Source organism: Streptomyces sp. NPDC043870 (assembly GCF_056435785.1).
On record NZ_JBWKDT010000022.1, the window covers coordinates 18,239 to 34,580 of the forward strand.

Consider the following 16,342-nt stretch of genomic DNA (forward strand, 5'->3'; position numbering starts at 1 on the left):
CATCGCCCCACCCCACCCCCCCAGACACCCGAACCCTCCCACCCTCCTCCCCCCCCCCCTCCCCCCACCCCCCCCCCCCCCCCCCCCCCCCCCCCCCCCCCCCCCCCCCCCCCCCCCCCGGGCCGGTCGGCGCCGGGTTCTCGACCCGCCGGGGTGGGTCAGGCGTCCTTGAGGGCAGCGAGAACCTGCTTGGCGGTGGTGATGCTGGACTGCGGGTTCTGGCCGGTGATCAGGTTGCCGTCGACGATCACGGTGTCGGACCAGGGGGCGCCGGTCTTCAGATCCGCGCCGCGCCCGGCGAGGCGGTTCTCGACCAGCCACGGCGCCGCGTCGCCGAGCCCGCCCTGGCGCTCCTCGTCATCCGTGAAGCTGGTGAGGCTGCGGCCGGAAAAGACGAAGGTGCCGTCTGCGCGCTCGGCGCTGAGCAGGGCTGCGACGCCGTGGCACAGGGCGGCGATGGTCTTGCCGCGGTCTTCGGCGTCGGCGAGCAGGGCGCCGAGCTCAGGGTTGGCGGCCAGGTCGGTCATCGGGGCGTGGCCGCCGGGCAGGTAGAGGGCGTCGTAGTCGGCGGCGCGGACGGCGGCCAGGTTGAGCGGGGCGGCAAGGTCCGCCTCGATGGACTCCAGGTACGCCTTGAAGGTGGCGCCGTCGGCGGGCTCGACGCCGCCGCGCTCGTCCAGCGAGATCGCGTCGACGGTCGGGCGGACGCCGCCGGGGGTGGCGATGTCCACCTGGTGGCCGGCTTCGACCAGCACCTTGTGCGAGGCGGTGACCTCCTCGGCCCAGTAGCCGGTGCGGTGTGCGGTGCCGTCGGCCAGGGTCAGGGTGTCGGCGGCCGAGATGATCATCAGGATCTTCGCCATGGGAAAACGGTCCTCTTCTGGTGCGGGGGACGTGGCTCGGGGTGACGTCCCTCGGGTGGTGACACCATCCAGTTTTCATCAGATCCCCACTGCTGTCGTGTCCGATCCATAAGGATTCTTATGTAAGGTGGGTTGCGTGATGGACCTCGATCTGCTGGCGACCTTCCTGGAGATCTACCGCCGGGGCTCGCTGACCGCCGCCGCCACCGCACTGGGCATCTCCCAGCCCGCCGTCAGCGGACAACTCGCCCGACTGGAAGAGCAGCTCGACGACGTCCTGTTCACCCGATCACGCAACGGCGCCCACCCCACCACCCGAGCGCACGAGCTCGCCCGCCGGATCGGCCCGCACCTGGACCACCTGCGCCACGCGCTGGCCGAGGACGCCGACGAACAGGGTTGCCAGGGCACCGTGAGACTCGGCGCAGCAGGCGAGTTCACCGCGGCCCGCCTGTTGCCCGTCCTCGCCCCCCTCACCCGCCGCGGCCTGCACCTGCGCATCTCCCTCGACCTCGCCGAGCCGCTGCTCGCATCCCTCGCCGACGGGGAGCTGGACCTGGTGGTGTCCTCCATCCGGCCACCGGCGAAGCTGCGCGGCTTGGCCACGACGCCCTACGTGGACGAGGAGTTCGTGCTCGTGGGGACCCCGACCGCCGCCCGCTCGATCGACCCGCAGCACCTCGCCGAGGACCCAGTCGCGGCCCTCGCTCACCTGCCGCTGGTGGCGTATGCCGAGGAACTGCCCATCATCCGCCGGTACTGGCGAAGCGAGTTCGACCGCCGCCCGCCCAACCCCGTCTCCGTTTTGGTACCCGACCTGCGGGCCGTGCTCGCGGCCGTGATCGCCGACGCGGGCATCTCGGTCCTCCCCCGCTACCTGGCCGAACCCGCCCTGAACGCCGGCTCCCTGGAACAGCTGCACCGCAACCAGGTACCGCCGCTCAACACCCTCTACCTGGTCACCCGCTCCGGCCCCGCCCAGCCCGCCATCCAACTCGTCCACCGCCGGCTCCTCGACCACGCCACCACCTGGGGCCCCCTGTAAGCCCCAACCTCACAGGCCACGGCTGACACACGGACCGGAATCCCATCACAGCATCCACGCAGGTCGGCGACGGCGGGGCCGTTTGGCCAGACGGGCCGGCTACGGCGCTCAGTCACACGGACGCTGTGACCGAGCGCGCCCTGGCTTGACCAGGCCGAGCCTTTCGTGACCTGCGAGAATTGCGCTGCCGCCGCGCTCCTGGGCGACTGGACCGGTCCGTGGGCCATCCACGTCGCCAACCTCGCTGTGCGCTTCGACCATTGGCCGCCGCTCAGCGACGCCTTCATTCTCGAGCGGGCACGGCTGGAGGAGATCCGGGACAAACTGCGGGACCGCATGGCGGAGGCAGAACGGGAAGGCTGGCTCGGCGAGATCGAAGGCCTCCAGGTCAGCCTCGCCGGCGCCGAGCCGAAACTCGCACAGCTCGACGCCACGGTATCCCCCACGCCGTGCTGCGACCGGGGTGGCCGGGTCGGGGGATGCAGGGATCTCGCGGTGGGCGGCAGTGAGTCGGGTGCGGAGAGTCTCGGCGAAGTCCTCGGCACGTTCCAGCTGCCGCTATGAGGTAGCGTCCCGGCCCATGGCGGCCGAAGACGAGAAGCGAGAGAAGCACGGGGCGGCCGGGACGGGCGAGGCGGACGAGAAGGCTGCGGCCGGTGTACGGCTCGTGGAGGACCTGGTTGCTCAGGTGCCCGGGTTCGAGGACGCGTACGAGTGCCACGTCTTCAACGAGCACGGGGTGCTCTCGCACCTGTTCTTCTGGGACGTCGTGCAGGACACTGTCCGCTCCTACCTGGGAGAGGGTGACCCGGACGGTCCCGACTGGCGCCGGGTCCTCGCCTTCCTGGAGCAGGAGACGCGGCATCGCGTGCCCGGGGCGATCGATGTCATCGTGACGTCGTTCCTTCACGACCTCCCCTACAAGGGGGAACCCGGGTACGGGATCGAGGCGCATCTCGGACCGGCCATGAAGGAGAAGTACCTGCAGCTCCGGCCCTGGTACGGGGCAGAGGCCCCGCGCGGTGCGGGGACGCCGGAGGCGTAACAGGGGCGCTGGAGAGGGCTGGGGCGGGCCGGAAGGCATTGGCTTCTGGTGTGGCCGTTCTTACGTGCTGCGCAAAGGGGCGGACGGCGCACGGCTTCTGTCAGCCGAAGCGGCCGGAGATGTAGTCCTCGGTGCGCTGGTCGGACGGATTGCTGAAGAGGTTGCCCGTCTCGTCGTACTCGACCAGCCGGCCGTGCCGTACACCGCTCCGGTCGACATCTGCGGTGAAAAAGGCGGTTCGCTCTGACACCCGTGCTGCCTGCTGCATGTTGTGGGTGACCACGATGATCGTGAACTCCTGCGCCAGATGCTCCATGAGGTCCTCGATCTTGGCGGTGGCGATCGGGTCGAGGGATGAGCAGGGCTCGTCCATGAGGATCACCTCGGGCTCGACCGCGATGGTGCGGGCGATACAGAGACGCTGCTGCTGGCCGCCGGAGAGGGCGAGAGCGGAGGTCTTGAGCTTGTCCTTGACCTCGTCCCACAGTGCGGCGTGCGTCAGGGTCTTTTGGACCAGGTCGTCGAGGTTGCCCTTGAAGCCGCCCACGCGAGGGCCGTAGGCGATGTTGTCGTAGATCGACTTCGGGAAGGGGTTGGGCTTCTGGAAGACCATGCCGATGCGCCGGCGGACCTCGATGGGGTCGACCTCACGGCCGTAGAGATCTTCGTTGTGGTAGCGGACCTTCCCGACCACACGAGCACCCGGCAGGAGGTCGTTCATGCGGTTGAAGCAGCGCAGCACGGTGGACTTGCCGCAGCCCGAGGGACCGATCATCGCCGTGATCTGGCGGGGCCAGATGGTCATGTTGACATCGCGTACGGCCTCGTGGTCGCCATAGAAGACGGACAGGCTGCCGACTTCGAAGACCGGGCTGGCCAAAGGCGGCGGGGCGTCGCGGCGGACGACGTCCGGGGGCCTGGTGCCGCCTGAAGCGTCGGAGGGAGGGGGCATGGCGGTCTCCAGTGAGGAGTCAGCGGTCGGTTCGGCACGGTCGGGTATCGGGTGACACGGCACTCACCAATGGCGGGAGAAGTGGTTGCGCAGCCAGATCGCGAGGGAGTTCATGATGAGCAGGATCACCAGCAGGATGACGATCGCTGCTGAGGCGAGCGCGGTGAACTCGGCGCGGGACTGGCTGATCCAGTTGAAGATCTGGATCGGCAGGACGGTGAACGGGCTCTGCACTCCGGTCGGGTTGAACGTGATGAAGGTCAACCCGCCGAGCAGGAGCAGCGGCGCGGCCTCGCCGATGGCGCGGGACAGTGCGAGGATCGAGCCGGTGGCCATGCCGGGTACGGCGGCGGGCAGGACCTGGCGCCAGATGGTCTGCCACTGAGTGGCGCCCAGGGCGAGGGAGGCTTGGCGGATGGACTGCGGTACGGCGCGGATCGCCTCCCGGCAGGAGATGATCACAATGGGCAGGACCAGCAGCGACAGTGTCAGGGATGCGGTCAGTACGGTCTGGCCGAAGCCCAGTCCTCGGGAGATCACACCGAGGCCGAGGATGCCGTAGACGATCGAGGGGACAGCCGCCAGGTTCTGGATGTTCATCTCGACGGCTCGGTTCCACCAACGGTTGGGGTCGGCGTATTCCTCGAGGTAGATCGCGGTGAGGATGCCTGTGGGCAGGCAGTAGATCGCTGTGAAGGCGATGACCCAGATCGTGCCCATGATCGCCGACTGGGCGCCGGCGTTCGCGGGGTCGATGATGTCGGGGAAGTTGGTCAGGAGCTTCAGATTCAGCCGGGGCCAGCCCTCGATTAGGACGTAGATGAGCAGGGTGGCGAGGAAGACCACGCCGATGGTCAGGGACGCCCACAGGCTGAGTTGAAAGAACTTCTCCCGCAGGGGGGTGCCCCGCCCCTTGAGCCGCGGGACGTCAGGGTGATCCGCGATCGTGGTGCTGGAGTTCATTCGTACACCTCGCGGTACTTGCGCACCAGGCGGATGCTGACCAGGTTCATCACGAGCGTGATGACGAACAGCAGCAGGCCCACCGCGAAGATCGTCTGGTAGCCGGTGGAGCCGGTGGGCAGGTCGCCGATGCCGGCCGCTGCGATGAATGCGGTCATGGTCTGCATGCCTTCGAGTGGATTGAAGGACAGGTTCGGGCGTCCGCCGGCGGCGATGGCCACGATCAAAGTCTCGCCGATCGCCCGGGAGACCCCGAGCACGATCGCCGCGACGATGCCGGACAGCGCGGCGGGGAACACTACCCTGGTGGAGACCTGCATGCGGGAGGAGCCGAGCGCGTACGCACCTTCGCGCAGGGCGCGGGGCACGGCCTTCATGGAGTCCTCGGCGAGCGAGGCGATCGTCGGGATGATCATGATGCCCATCACGAAGCCCGCTGACAGGGCGTTGAACACCTGCGGGCCCTTGCCGCCGGGCCAGATGTCCTGGAGCAGCGGCGTGATGGCCTTGAGCGCGAAGAAGCCGTAGACCACCGTCGGGATACCGGCGAGGACTTCGAGCACCGGCTTGAAGATGCCCCGTACGCGCCGGCTGGCGTACTCGCTCAGGTACACCGCCGAGCCCAGGCCGAGCGGGACCGCCACGAACAGGGCGATGAACGTGACCAGCAGCGTGGCCGTCACCAGCGGGATGACACCGAAGTGCGGCGGCTGAAACAGCGGCGCCCAATCGGTACCGGTGATGAAGTCGCCGAAGTTCACCTTGCTGAAGAACTCGACGACCGGCGGGATCAGGGCGATGACGATACCGATGGTGGTCAGCAGCGAGATCAGGGAAGCGGCCACCAGAAGGACTCTGATGGCGCCTTCGCCGTAGCGCGGATGGGACTTCTTCAGGAAGCCGGGGCTTCCTGAAGCGGCCCGCCGCCTGACTCCCGGGGATGTCATGGCTGGTTTTGCTCCCGCAGTCTCTGGAGGTCCTTCTTCAGCTCGGCCTCCTGCTGGGAGTTGAGCGGCACGAACTGGGCTGCTTTGGCGATGTCGACGTTGTTCTCGACGTAGTACTCGACGAATGCCTCGACTTCCTTCTTGTCGAGCGCGGCGGCATTGGGGTAGATGAACAGCGGGCGCGACAGCGGCCGGTAGGTGCCGTCCTGGACCGTGGCGTGGGTGGGCTCGACGCAGCCGTCACCGCCGTCGATCTTGAGGGCCTTCAGCTTGTCCTTGTTCTCCTCGTAGTACGACAGGCCGAAGTAGCCCAGGCCACCCTTGGAGCCGGAAACGCCCTGGACGGTGACGTTGTCGTCCTCGCTGGGCGAGTAGTCGGTACGGGACTTGCCCTCTTCGCCGTTGATGGCTTGCGTGAAGTAGTCGAAGGTGCCGGAGTCGGTGCCGGCGCCGAACAGTTCCAGTTCGACGTCCGGGAACTTCGGATCGACCTGGTTCCAGTTGTCGACCTTGGAACCCGGCTCCCAGATCTTCCTCAGCTGCTCGACGGTCAGACACTCGGCGAAGTCGTTGTCCTTGCTCACCACCACGGACAGGCCGTCGTTGGCGACCTGGAACTCCTCGTACTTGATGCCGTTCCTGTCGCAGAGGGCCTTCTCCTCGGGCTTGATAGGCCGTGAAGCATCGGAGATGTCGGTCTCGCCGGCGCAGAACTTCTCAAAGCCGCCACCGGTACCGGATGTGCCGACCGTGACCCTGACGGCTGGATTCTGCTGCTGGAAGAGCTGGGCCGCCACTGTGGAGAGCGGGGCCACCGTGCTGGAGCCGTCCACCCTGATCGTGCCGCTGAGCTTGTCACCACCCTGGGAGCCCGCGTCGGCTCCACCGCACGCGCTCGCAGCAGCCAGCATGACAGCCGCCGTCAGAGCCACGGGAGCCCTGGCCGGGCGCAGCGGAAAGGGGATGGTCACGTCGACTCTCGATCCTCGTGTGAGCGTGGGACCGCCCGTATTGATGAAGCGCCCTGGACGCGCCGATTCGAATACGTGGGTCGAGGGCTGCCTATATGAATGCGAGGCGCGCGGTCGGGTGCGTCCGCGGTCCGTGCTTTGTTCGGTTGCGTTTCATACTTGAACCGCCTATTGATGGATAAATTACCCGGTGGCATTACGCAACGATACTTGCCTGCATCTACCTGGACGAAACCTTGTCCGGGAATGCGCGATTCAAGCGTCCCTCGCTACCTCAGCTGCGGGAAACACGTCTCCCGCCTTCTCACCCGCACCCTGAACGAGCTGCGCACCAGCATGCTCACCGAGCACTGATACCTGGCGGCTCCTCCGGCCGGCGAATGCGAGCCACGGGGGGTGTGAAGCGACGCAGAAGTTCCGGGGTGGTGGCGGATGTGGGTCATCAGCCGGGGTGAGATCCTTGCGGTTGAGTCACCCGGCATGGAGCCACCAATGATCAGCAGCCCTCGGTGGCTCCTGGGGAGCGGGCAGCAGCGGCCTGCACCGTGCCTCTGCTGCCCGCAGCTGACTGACGAGCCAATCACAGTGCTCACCGTGCCGCCGGTACCCGGCCTCCCGATGGCGGAGGCGGTACATGAGGCGGGGCTGACCGGCAGGCTCCGGCGCCTCGCCGCGGAACGGCCGGGGGCGCAGCTGCTCCCGATCGCCGTGGACGCGGCGACCGTCCGCCTCGCTGGGGAACTCGGCGTGGCCGTGGCACCGTATGGGGCGGGCGTTTCACAGGGCACGGTGGATGTGGTCTACCGGCTCAACGCGAAGGCGGGCTTCCGGGCCGTCGCCGCGGAGCTGGGCATATGCGCCGCTTGGGCAGATCTGTGCGGGCGCACAGCTCGGGCCGACGATCCACGCAACGGAGTGCAACATGCGCCGGACCGCCACGACCACTCCGCACGCGATGATCAGCCGCCTCACCCTCGCCGCGGGCGTCCGGGACCCAGCCTGGCTGCTTGCCACGGGCCGCTCGCGCGATGCGCTCACGTTCGATGACGCGGTGCGACTGCTGCTGGCGGAACGACTCGCCTGGGAACCTGGCCGGACGGAGGGAGCGGTGCTCTACGGCGACGTCCCCGCCGACGGCCGTTCATGGCGGCATGCCGTCATCGGGCCAGGGACAGCAAGGGTGTCGGCGCTGGAGGCAGCCCTGATCGAGGCGATGGCGCTCGACCGGTCCGATACGGGCCAGTGAGCGCCGAAGCCCCATCTCGACGAGGGAACGGACACGCACATGGAGCGCAGGTGGTTTCCACGTGGGACATTGCGTGTGCGCCTCGTGACCCGGCGTCCGCATGCGCGTCCTTCCTCCCCCAGTGCGCCGAGGCGCGAACTCGCGCAGCCGCTCCCCCACACGATCTGCGTACTCACCTCTCCGTGCATCCTCTGCCCTGGCCGACCCCCTGGTGTCGTAACGGCCGCGTTCGGGGAAGCCGCACCACACGAGGAATGGGCAGCCCGAAGAAGTCCCTGCGGGCCGGCGGGGCGGGGCAGGCTCGCGGAGAACGGGAGCAAGTAGCGGTGAATAGGTACGAGGACGGGATCGCCAAGCCGTGGGGCACACGTACCCCCTACCGCCGGGTGAGCCCTGGCCCGTACGCGTCGACTCGTGCCCCTCGGGCGTTCAGGCGGAGGACGTGGAGCGTTGGGTGCCGTCGGCTTCGGTCCTGCATTCGAACGGCGATGCCCTGGACATCGCAGTACACGCTGGGCGCATCGTTGCTCATGCTGCTCCGTGACCTGAGGCAGATCTGCGTGGATGCAACCGGCGTCAGACTCGACTGGGAGATGGTGGCGCAGGCTGCACAGGCGGCAGGGGACACGCAGTTGCGGGATCTCGCGCAACGCTGCCGAAGGACACCGAGCGTCTCATCCAGTGGGCCGACGGGAAGCTGAAGGAAGCGAGCCCGCAGATCCTGTCCACCTGACGCGGGCTCCCCCGACTCGGGGTCGCGCCGCGGGTCGCACAAACGCCTCGACCTGCGGCACCAGGGCCACGGCTTCGAATTCCCCAACGTCTGCGAGCGGCTTCGCTGCTCCACGTCGACGGCCTGACGCGACAGCGCGCAGAGCGCCCTGGAGGGCTCCGCCCGGCACGCGTGCCAAGGACCGTCGCCACCGTCCGGTGCACAAATCCCGCCGGTCGACACCCGTGAATGCAGGGATCATCGATGGGTCAGGGTCCGGGGGCCGGGTAGCCGCCCAGAGACAGCGGTGCACACGGCATTCAGGACAGGCCTTGGCGGACTGGGGGGCCACCACTTCGAGCACCTGGCCGTCACCCACCGCTGGGCCACCCAGGACACGTTCTCCACCGACCACGTGCCCTACGTTGGCCGACTCAGCCGCGAGCCGACCACGCCTACGTGGCGACGGGTTTCAGCGGTTGGCGTTTGAGCGGAGGCATGATGGCAGCGCGACTCCTCACCTCCCTCATCACACACAACCCGTCCCCCTGGGCGAACTTGTACGACCCGGCGCTCTGATGCTCAATGGGCTCGACGACCGGCGCCTCGCCCAGGGTGTGCTCGCCCGGGCCGAGGAACTGATGGCCGACGCAGTCCACGCGGAACATGCGTTCCTCTCCACCTGCGGCAGTTCACTGTCGATCAAGACAGCGATGATCACGGCTGCAAGGTCCCGCTGAGAGCCGCTGGTCTCCCGCAACACCCACAACTGTCGTCGCCGCTCTGATCACCAGCGGCATCCCCCGTCCGGGTCCATTCGCGTCGGGGACCCGGCCCTGCCAGATGCCGAAGACGGCCCGCCTCGGTCGGCGGCCGGCGCCGCCCGTCCGGTACCGGAACCGAGAGAGCCGACCGCGACGGTAGCCCTGCGCTCGCGGTCCCGGATGCGGTCGCATTCGCGTCATCGACGGCAAAAGTACGCCCGGATGCGATCTGTGCGAAGACGGGGTGCGATGGGAGCAGGTCGGGAGGTGAAGGCGATGACTCGCGCAGTGTGGTCCGGGGTGCTGACGTTCGGACTGGTCACCGTTCCGGTGCAGCTGTTCACGGCGACAGACAGCCACACGATCCACTTCCATCAGCTGCAGCGCGGCACCGCGGACCGAGTGCGTAACAAGCGGGTGAATGAGCGCACCGGGAAAGAAGTGCCGCTGGAGGAGATCGTCAAGGGCTACGAGACAGAGGAGGGCGAGTACCTCGTCGTCGAACCGGAAGAACTGGACGACATCGCGCCGGGACGCTCACGAGCGATCGACGGCTCCGGGTTCGTCGACCTGGAGGATGTCGAGCCGGTGTTCTTCGACAAGACCTACTACCTGGGACCCAAGGGCGAGGAGTACGGCAAGGTCTACGCGCTGCTGCACGATGCCCTGCACCGGTCGAACAAAGCCGCATCGCGACGTTCGTCATGCGCAACCACCAGTACCTCGTCGCCCTCAAAGCCGAGGCCGACATCCTCACCCTGCACACGCTGCACTGGGCCGACGAAGTCCGCGACCCACGCAAGGAAATCGACGCCCTCCCCGGCAAGCGCAAGGCCAACGACCGGGAACTGAGCATGGCGGAGCAGCGGATCGACACGCTCAGCATGGACTGGAAACCCGAAGAATGGCACGACACGTTCCAGGAGAAGGTCGCCGAGCTCTCAAGGCCAAACAGGCCGGTCAGGAGGTGGAGAAGGCCGCGACGCCGCCGAAGTCGACCAACGTTGTCGATCTGATGGAAGCCCTGCAGGCCAGCGTCCAGCGCGCCCAGAGCCCCAAGGCGCGCGGAGAGAAGGCAACCACCTCCGGCACGGCCCGCCGCAGACCCGCCGGGCCGAAGGCCGGTGGAGCGGGAAAGAAGCGCGCCCCGGCCGAGCAGCCTCCCAAGAAGTCGGACCTGAAGGACCTGACCAAGGCCGAGCTCTACCGGCGCGCGGCCGACGCCGACATCCCAGGCCGGTCGTCCATGAGCCGCGAGGAACTCATCAAGTCCCTCACCCGTGGCCGGGCACCCCGGAAGGCCCGCGCCGCTTGACCCACGTCGTATGCCCCGCCGCGGCTGGGGGTAGCCGATCGGTGCCGGGAGAAGATCTCTGGCGGAAGGCGGTTGACATGACCGGCAACACATCAAAGAACGTGGGGGAATCTGGCGGGCTCCGAGTCGTTGTCACCGGCGCGACCGGCAATGTCGGGACGAGCGTCGTCCAAGCTCTGGTCGACGATCCCCGTGTGACGTCGGTCCTCGGCGTCGCGCGCCGACTGCCCGGCTGGCGGCCCGACGGAACGGAGTGGGTGGCCGCGGACATCGACCCGGACGGCCCCGACCTCGTGCCCCACTTCACCGGAGCACACGCCGTCGTTCACCTGGCGTGGAAGTTCCAGCCCACGCACAACCCGATGACCACGTGGCGGACGAACGTGCTGGGCAGCATCCGCGTGTTCGATGCGGCCGCTGAGGCAGGCGTCCACGCACTCGTCCACGCGTCATCGGTCGGCGCCTACTCCCCGGGCCCGAAGAACCGTCTGGTGGACGAGAGCTGGCCCACCCATGGCTGGCCGCAGGCCGCCTACTGCCGTGAGAAGGCCTATCTCGAACGTTTCCTGGACGCTTACGAGCAGCGGCACGCCGCCGTGCGGGTGGTCCGCATGCGACCGGGCTTCCTCTTCAAGCGTGAGTCTGCGTCCCAGCAGCGCCGGATCTTCGCGGGACGGCTGCTGCCCGTCCATCTGGTCCGGCCGTCTCTGGTCCCTGCCGTCCCCGACCTGCCGGGCCTGACCTTCCAGGCCCTGCACACCGACGACGCCGCGACGGCCTACTGCGAGGCGGTCGCCCGCCCGGTTCGCGGTGCCTTCAACCTTGCGGCCGATCCGCCGCTGGACGCCGCCGCACTTGCACGGATCCTCGAAGCACGCCCCCTGCGGATGCCGCTGCCCCCGGTACGAGCCGCTCTCTCCGCGGCTTGGCGGCTACGGCTGGTGCCCGCTTCGCCGGACCTCTTCGACGCCGTGCTGCGCCTGCCACTGCTGGACAGCTCCCGCGCCCGCGCCGAACTGGACTGGGAACCGCGCCGGACAGCCGAGCAAGCGGTCCAGGAGTTTCTGGACGGACTCCACGCTCAGGCAGGCATGGACACCGCCCCGCTCGCGTCCCGCGCCGCCCGGGAAGCGGCCTGAGTTCCCCTGGCCCCACCGAGGAAAGCTCTCCGCATTGACAAATGCGGCATGTGTCAATTCGCCGTACCGGGGCAGGCGCTCGTGGCAGGGCAGAGCTGCAGCCCCAGGAGCCCACAAGGCCAGCGAAGGACATGAACATGCTCATCATCAGCCAGCCTCTTCTCCTGAACGCAGCGAGCAATCCGGTCCTGGGCGGTATCGGGCCACTGATCGTGGGCATCGTGATCGTGGCAGCACTCATCGGTGTGATTCCGTGGGCCATCAGACGCCGTAGGACGCAGCCACCGCGACCGCGGCCCGACGAGCAGCCGACCCCACCGGCACACCGTACGCACATCGAGCACAACCGCGAGCCGGACGGAGTGTCCTTTCCTGACGACGGCTCACGCCTCACCCCGCACGAGCTGAAGCCCCACAGCAGCCGAGCGGGGTCCGAGCATCGGCGCAAGCAAGATGAAGACGGCGGAGCCTTCGGCAGCGGATCACTTGGCGGCTGACGGCTCGCCGCTTGCGCTCGTTCGCCTGCCTCATCCGCTCTGCCGCATGCGGACCGACTGCCCCGCCACCACAGGACCGTTCAGGCCTCGACAACGACGCCACCCGGGGTCGACCTCGGAGCGACCAAGTTCACTGTTGATGGGGACTCCTTCCGGAGGGACCATGCGTGCACTGACATGGCACGGCAAGCGTGACGTCCGGGTCGAAACCGTGCCCGACCCGATCCTCAAGGAACCGTCGGATGTGATCGTCAGGATCACATCCACCGGCATCTGCGGCTCTGACCTGCACCTCTACGAGGTGATGGGCCCGTATCTCGATCCGGGTGACATCCTCGGCCACGAGCCGATGGGCGTAGTCGAAGAGGTGGGCGCAGATGTGTCCGCACTCGCCGCAGGCGACCGTGTCGTTGTTCCGTTCAACATCTCGTGCGGCCGTTGCTTCATGTGTAACCGGGGACTGCAGTCGCAGTGTGAGACGACGCAGGTCGAGGAGCGGGGTACGGGTGCCTCGTTGTTCGGCTACACCAAGCTGTACGGCCAGGTGCCCGGCGGTCAGGCCGAACTCCTGCGGGTTCCGTTCGGCGACACCCTGCCCATCAAAGTCCCCCACGGCCCGCCCGACGAGCGTTACGTCTTCCTCTCGGACGTGCTCCCCACAGCATGGCAAGCGGTCGAATACGCGGCTCTTCCCCCGAGTGGCACCCTCACCGTCCTCGGTCTCGGCCCGATCGGCGAGATGGCTGCACGCATCGCCCTACACCGCGGTGCTCGCCTGGTCATCGGTGTAGACCTCGTACCGGAACGGCTCGAACGGGCGAACGCCCGCGGAGTGACAACCCTCGACCTGCGCAGCCACGGCAAAGACCTGGCAGAGAGGGTCCGGGGACTGACAGAGGGGCGCGGCACGGACGCGGTGATCGACGCCGTGGGAATGGAAGCTCACGGAGCCCCGGTCGCCAAGGCTGCCCACTGGGCGATAGGGCTGCTGCCCGACCCGGTTGCGCAACGCCTGATGGAACACGCCGGCGTCGACCGGCTCAGCGCCCTCTACACCGCGATTGAACTCGTGCGCCGGGGCGGGACGGTCTCGGTGGTCGGCGTCTACGGCGGCACAGCCGACCCTCTGCCGCTGATGACCTTGTTCGACAAACAGATCCAACTGCGGATGGGCCAGGCCAATGTCAGGCACTGGGTGGACGAGATCCTTCCCCTCCTCAACGACCAGGACCCCCTCGGAGTCGAGAACTTCGACACCCACAAGCTTCCTCTGGAAGAGGGCCCGCAGGCCTACAAGGCCTTTCAGGCCAAGGAGAACGGGATGATCAAAACGCTGCTGAAGCCGTGATGACGCACAGCGCGGCACGGCTGAGGTGGCTGTCCACGTCCGCAATCGGAGGCCCGGCCGGTGCAGCCCGTGGGCTCTGGGACGGACGCGAGCTGGTGGCGAACGGGCACGACCGCAGTCTCTGAAACCGCACGAGTCATGGAGCTGTTCCAGCGGGTGGCCGTCTGTACCGACGCGCCCGCAGGACGGTGGTCGGCGGGCACTGTGCGGTGCTCGCGGCGATCATCTACGTGGCGACAAAGTCGCTATGGCAGTGCCGGCCAGACCAGCGCCTGGGCAACGATGACGTTCTCACCGTTGAAGGTGACGGCGGGGCCTTCGTGCAGTTCGTACCCAAGACCGATCGCTTCGCTCACACGTTGGCAGAAGGCGGCGTCGTCCGGGCCGGTCAGGACTCGGTAGACAGGCAATCCGTCTGGTGGGGTGCTCATGAGGGGAAGGATCTCAAACTCCCCCGCCAACCGAGCCGCCGGGCCGGCATGTCCGGAACTCAATGGCTCCCAAGGTCGTCAGGACAGCCGGTCAGTCGCGGGCTGCGACGGAGGGCCAAAGGTCCTGGAGCGTGCGTACAGTCTCGGTGATCGCCGGCCGCCGGGCCGCACCCGTACGCCACAGGGCGCACAGCCGCCGCTTGGGCACCGGAGTCAGCCGCACGGTCGCCACCTGCGACGGCAGCGGTCCGCGGCCGAGCCGGGGAACCAGGGCGATCCCGAGACCGGCGGCGACGAGGGCGACCTGGGTGTGGTTCTCCTCGGCCTGGTGGACGATGTCCGGCTCGCGGCCCGTCGCCCGCAGCGTGCGCACCAGCCAGTCGTGACATACCGTGCCGGGCGGCTGCGAGATCCAGCGTTCGTCCTTCAGGTCTTCACGCCGTACGGACTCCTCGGCCGCCAGCGGGTGATCGGCCGGTACCAGCACGTCGCAGAGGTCGTCCCCGATGACGGCCTGTTCGACACCGGGCGGGGCGGGCATCGGTGCGATGTCCCAGTCGTGCGCGACCGCCAGGTCGAACACGCCGCGGGCGACCAGATCGATGGAAATGTGCGGGTCGACCTCGGACAGCCGGGCGTCGAGGGAGGCGTGGCGGCGAGCGAGCTCGGCGAGGGCGCGGGGCATCAGCCCACGAGCGGCGCTGGCGAAGCAGCCGATGGCGAGGCGGCCGGACGGCAGCCCGCGCTGCTCCTCGAGACGTACCTCTGCCTTCTCGACAATCGAGAGCAACTGCTGGGCGGTATCGGCAAGTTGGTGCGCCTCGTCGGTGAGGCGTACGCCGCGTCCCTGTCGTTCGAGGAGCGTGGTGCGGGTCTCCCGCTCCAGCTTGGCGATCTGCTGGGAGACGGCGGACGGGGTGTAGCCGAGAGCGGCCGCGGCGGCGCCGACCGTGCCGTACACGGAGACGGCGTGCAGGGCGCGCAGCCGGGCGAGATCGAGCACGACAGCCTCCTCATTCGTTACGTCTGCTTCATCCAACCATGAAGATATCTGCGCTGGTGCTACATGGTTGGGTCCGGTGATGCTCAACCCATGCGCCCTGCACATGTAGCTCTCGCCGCCCTCGCCGCTGTCTGGGGAGTCAACTTCGTCGTCATCGAGATCGGCCTCGACCACTTCCCGCCGCTGCTCTTCTCCGCCCTGCGCTTTCTGGCGGCAGCGCTGCCCGCGGTCTTCCTCGTCGGCCGCCCCAAGGTCGCCTGGAAGTGGATCCTGGGCGTCGGACTGATCCTCGGCGTTGCCAAGTTCGGCCTGCTCTTCACGGGCATGGACCGGGGAGCGCCGGCCGGACTTGCCTCCCTGATTCTCCAGGTCCAAGCGGTTTTCACGGCCCTGTTCGCCTTCCTCTTCCTGGGTGAGCGCCCAGGCCGGATACGGGTCCTGGGCATGACCGTCGCCCTCGCGGGTATCGCGGTCGCGGCGATCGACGAAGGCACGTCAGGCCCGTTGCTCGGCTTCGCCCTGTGTGTGGCCGCGGCGGCCTGCTGGGGCATCTCGAACGTCCTGACCCGCAGGGCGTCCCCGCCGGACGCACTGAATTTCATGGTGTGGGTGAGCACCGTCCCGGTACTCCCGTTGATCGGCCTCTCCCTGCTCGTAGAGGGTCCGGAGCGCGACCTGGCTGCGCTGCGGTCATTGGACTGGACAGGCACCGGAGTCATCGTTTACGTCGCCTGGGTCACCACGATCTTCGGCTTCGGGGCATGGGGCTGGTTGCTGCGCCGCTACCCCGCATCGTTCGTGGCCCCCTTCTCGCTGCTGGTCCCGGTCTTCGGCATGTCCTCGGCGGCGCTGTTCCTCAACGAGTCGGTGACTCCGCTGAGGTGGTGCGCGGCGGCCCTGCTGGTGGGCGGGGTGGCGCTGACGTCCCTGGCGGGCGCCGGCGGCCGGACCGGATCGCCCGAGGCGGACAGGGCCGGGACGTCTGACTGCGAGCGTTCGGAGCCAGGGGTACTGGTACCGCAGGAGCCGGACGTACGAGTTCCGGAGCGGCCCTGACATCGCGCCGGAGCACGCCGAGGGCCATCCCCGCGTTTGAGGGGA

Annotated in this window: 17 protein-coding genes and 3 pseudogenes; 13 read left to right on the forward strand and 7 right to left on the reverse strand. The window is 68.1% G+C overall.

Annotated features, from left to right (window positions below):
- Nucleotides 1-158: 158 nt before the first annotated feature.
- A complete protein-coding gene (locus AC0699_RS24445; RefSeq protein ID WP_478663863.1) occupies nucleotides 159-863 on the reverse strand; it encodes a type 1 glutamine amidotransferase domain-containing protein in 705 nt (234 codons plus the stop codon).
- 139 nt (nucleotides 864-1,002) lie between these two features.
- On the opposite strand from AC0699_RS24445, the gene AC0699_RS24450 reads away from it, so the two are divergent.
- From AC0699_RS24450 to AC0699_RS24460, 3 genes are all read left to right on the forward strand, one after another.
- The gene (locus AC0699_RS24450; protein ID WP_478664136.1) at nucleotides 1,003-1,908 is read left to right on the forward strand and encodes a LysR family transcriptional regulator; all 906 of its coding nucleotides are present in this window, start codon (nucleotides 1,003-1,005) and stop codon (nucleotides 1,906-1,908) included.
- Between the two features lie 165 nt (nucleotides 1,909-2,073).
- On the forward strand, nucleotides 2,074-2,472 hold the full coding sequence (locus tag AC0699_RS24455) for a hypothetical protein (protein WP_478663865.1): 399 nt from the start codon (nucleotides 2,074-2,076) through the stop codon (nucleotides 2,470-2,472).
- Between the two features lie 16 nt (nucleotides 2,473-2,488).
- On the forward strand, nucleotides 2,489-2,953 hold the full coding sequence (locus tag AC0699_RS24460) for a hypothetical protein (protein ID WP_478663867.1): 465 nt from the start codon (nucleotides 2,489-2,491) through the stop codon (nucleotides 2,951-2,953).
- A gap of 100 nt (nucleotides 2,954-3,053) precedes the next feature.
- Here the strand turns inward: AC0699_RS24460 and pstB are convergent, their stop codons facing one another.
- The 4 genes from pstB to AC0699_RS24480 form a co-directional block, all read right to left on the reverse strand.
- Nucleotides 3,054-3,905 carry a phosphate ABC transporter ATP-binding protein PstB gene (gene pstB, locus AC0699_RS24465; protein WP_478663870.1) on the reverse strand — a complete coding sequence of 284 codons (852 nt, stop codon included), beginning with the start codon at nucleotides 3,903-3,905 and terminating at the stop codon, nucleotides 3,054-3,056.
- Nucleotides 3,906-3,968: 63 nt separating this feature from the next.
- Nucleotides 3,969-4,868 carry a phosphate ABC transporter permease PstA gene (pstA, locus tag AC0699_RS24470; RefSeq protein WP_478663872.1) on the reverse strand — a complete coding sequence of 300 codons (900 nt, stop codon included), beginning with the start codon at nucleotides 4,866-4,868 and terminating at the stop codon, nucleotides 3,969-3,971.
- Nucleotides 4,865-5,815 (reverse strand): phosphate ABC transporter permease subunit PstC, encoded by a 951-nt coding sequence (gene pstC, locus AC0699_RS24475; RefSeq protein ID WP_478663875.1) that lies wholly within the window; start codon nucleotides 5,813-5,815, stop codon nucleotides 4,865-4,867. The genes pstA and pstC overlap by 4 nt, the downstream gene beginning before the upstream one ends.
- Nucleotides 5,812-6,786, reverse strand: coding sequence for a PstS family phosphate ABC transporter substrate-binding protein (locus AC0699_RS24480; RefSeq protein WP_478663878.1), 975 nt, complete (start codon nucleotides 6,784-6,786; stop codon nucleotides 5,812-5,814). The genes pstC and AC0699_RS24480 overlap by 4 nt, the downstream gene beginning before the upstream one ends.
- A gap of 492 nt (nucleotides 6,787-7,278) precedes the next feature.
- Here AC0699_RS24480 and AC0699_RS24485 point away from each other — a divergent pair.
- The 9 genes and pseudogenes from AC0699_RS24485 to AC0699_RS24525 all read left to right on the forward strand — a co-directional run.
- Nucleotides 7,279-7,524, forward strand: a pseudogene (locus AC0699_RS24485) (preATP grasp domain-containing protein); the annotation flags it as partial.
- A gap of 184 nt (nucleotides 7,525-7,708) precedes the next feature.
- Nucleotides 7,709-8,032, forward strand: a complete 324-nt coding sequence (locus AC0699_RS24490; protein WP_478664153.1) for a hypothetical protein — start codon at nucleotides 7,709-7,711, stop codon at nucleotides 8,030-8,032.
- Between the two features lie 254 nt (nucleotides 8,033-8,286).
- Nucleotides 8,287-8,558: pseudogene (locus tag AC0699_RS24495) on the forward strand (hypothetical protein); the annotation flags it as partial.
- Nucleotides 8,559-9,322: 764 nt separating this feature from the next.
- Nucleotides 9,323-9,484 (forward strand): hypothetical protein, encoded by a 162-nt coding sequence (locus tag AC0699_RS24500; RefSeq protein WP_478663881.1) that lies wholly within the window; start codon nucleotides 9,323-9,325, stop codon nucleotides 9,482-9,484.
- Nucleotides 9,485-9,784: 300 nt separating this feature from the next.
- Nucleotides 9,785-10,524 (forward strand): annotated as a pseudogene (ku, locus tag AC0699_RS24505) (non-homologous end joining protein Ku).
- On the forward strand, nucleotides 10,413-10,823 hold the full coding sequence (locus AC0699_RS24510) for a hypothetical protein (protein ID WP_478664155.1): 411 nt from the start codon (nucleotides 10,413-10,415) through the stop codon (nucleotides 10,821-10,823). Before ku ends, AC0699_RS24510 begins: the two are co-directional and overlap by 112 nt.
- Before the next feature lie 77 nt (nucleotides 10,824-10,900).
- Nucleotides 10,901-11,962, forward strand: coding sequence for an NAD-dependent epimerase/dehydratase family protein (locus AC0699_RS24515; RefSeq protein ID WP_478663883.1), 1,062 nt, complete (start codon nucleotides 10,901-10,903; stop codon nucleotides 11,960-11,962).
- Nucleotides 11,963-12,099: 137 nt separating this feature from the next.
- On the forward strand, nucleotides 12,100-12,459 hold the full coding sequence (locus tag AC0699_RS24520; protein ID WP_478663886.1) for a DUF6479 family protein: 360 nt from the start codon (nucleotides 12,100-12,102) through the stop codon (nucleotides 12,457-12,459).
- Nucleotides 12,460-12,622: 163 nt separating this feature from the next.
- Nucleotides 12,623-13,807 (forward strand): alcohol dehydrogenase catalytic domain-containing protein, encoded by a 1,185-nt coding sequence (locus tag AC0699_RS24525; protein WP_478663889.1) that lies wholly within the window; start codon nucleotides 12,623-12,625, stop codon nucleotides 13,805-13,807.
- 245 nt (nucleotides 13,808-14,052) lie between these two features.
- On the opposite strand, the gene AC0699_RS24530 is transcribed toward AC0699_RS24525, so the two are convergent.
- Both AC0699_RS24530 and AC0699_RS24535 read right to left on the reverse strand, forming a co-directional pair.
- On the reverse strand, nucleotides 14,053-14,238 hold the full coding sequence (locus tag AC0699_RS24530; protein WP_030612363.1) for a DUF1737 domain-containing protein: 186 nt from the start codon (nucleotides 14,236-14,238) through the stop codon (nucleotides 14,053-14,055).
- A 91-nt stretch (nucleotides 14,239-14,329) separates the two neighbouring features.
- Nucleotides 14,330-15,241 carry a LysR family transcriptional regulator gene (locus tag AC0699_RS24535; RefSeq protein ID WP_478663892.1) on the reverse strand — a complete coding sequence of 304 codons (912 nt, stop codon included), beginning with the start codon at nucleotides 15,239-15,241 and terminating at the stop codon, nucleotides 14,330-14,332.
- Between the two features lie 90 nt (nucleotides 15,242-15,331).
- On the opposite strand from AC0699_RS24535, the gene AC0699_RS24540 reads away from it, so the two are divergent.
- Complete coding sequence (locus tag AC0699_RS24540; protein WP_478663895.1) at nucleotides 15,332-16,297, forward strand: EamA family transporter; 966 nt, start codon at nucleotides 15,332-15,334, stop codon at nucleotides 16,295-16,297.
- Nucleotides 16,298-16,342: the final 45 nt, after the last annotated feature.

Excerpts from the sequence above, each read along its gene's own strand:
- pstB (WP_478663870.1), bottom strand. The coding sequence starts at position 3,905 with ATGCCCCCTCCCTCCGACGCTTCAGGCGGCACCAGGCCCCCGGACGTC.
- AC0699_RS24525 (WP_478663889.1), top strand. The coding sequence starts at position 12,623 with ATGCGTGCACTGACATGGCACGGCAAGCGTGACGTCCGGGTCGAAACC.
- pstC (WP_478663875.1), bottom strand. The coding sequence starts at position 5,815 with ATGACATCCCCGGGAGTCAGGCGGCGGGCCGCTTCAGGAAGCCCCGGC.
- AC0699_RS24460 (WP_478663867.1), top strand. The coding sequence starts at position 2,489 with ATGGCGGCCGAAGACGAGAAGCGAGAGAAGCACGGGGCGGCCGGGACG.
- AC0699_RS24500 (WP_478663881.1), top strand. The coding sequence starts at position 9,323 with ATGCTCAATGGGCTCGACGACCGGCGCCTCGCCCAGGGTGTGCTCGCC.
- AC0699_RS24515 (WP_478663883.1), top strand. The coding sequence starts at position 10,901 with ATGACCGGCAACACATCAAAGAACGTGGGGGAATCTGGCGGGCTCCGA.
- AC0699_RS24530 (WP_030612363.1), bottom strand. The coding sequence starts at position 14,238 with ATGAGCACCCCACCAGACGGATTGCCTGTCTACCGAGTCCTGACCGGC.
- AC0699_RS24510 (WP_478664155.1), top strand. The coding sequence starts at position 10,413 with ATGGCACGACACGTTCCAGGAGAAGGTCGCCGAGCTCTCAAGGCCAAA.
- AC0699_RS24450 (WP_478664136.1), top strand. The coding sequence starts at position 1,003 with ATGGACCTCGATCTGCTGGCGACCTTCCTGGAGATCTACCGCCGGGGC.
- AC0699_RS24520 (WP_478663886.1), top strand. The coding sequence starts at position 12,100 with ATGCTCATCATCAGCCAGCCTCTTCTCCTGAACGCAGCGAGCAATCCG.
- AC0699_RS24540 (WP_478663895.1), top strand. The coding sequence starts at position 15,332 with ATGCGCCCTGCACATGTAGCTCTCGCCGCCCTCGCCGCTGTCTGGGGA.
- AC0699_RS24490 (WP_478664153.1), top strand. The coding sequence starts at position 7,709 with ATGCGCCGGACCGCCACGACCACTCCGCACGCGATGATCAGCCGCCTC.
- pstA (WP_478663872.1), bottom strand. The coding sequence starts at position 4,868 with ATGAACTCCAGCACCACGATCGCGGATCACCCTGACGTCCCGCGGCTC.
- AC0699_RS24445 (WP_478663863.1), bottom strand. The coding sequence starts at position 863 with ATGGCGAAGATCCTGATGATCATCTCGGCCGCCGACACCCTGACCCTG.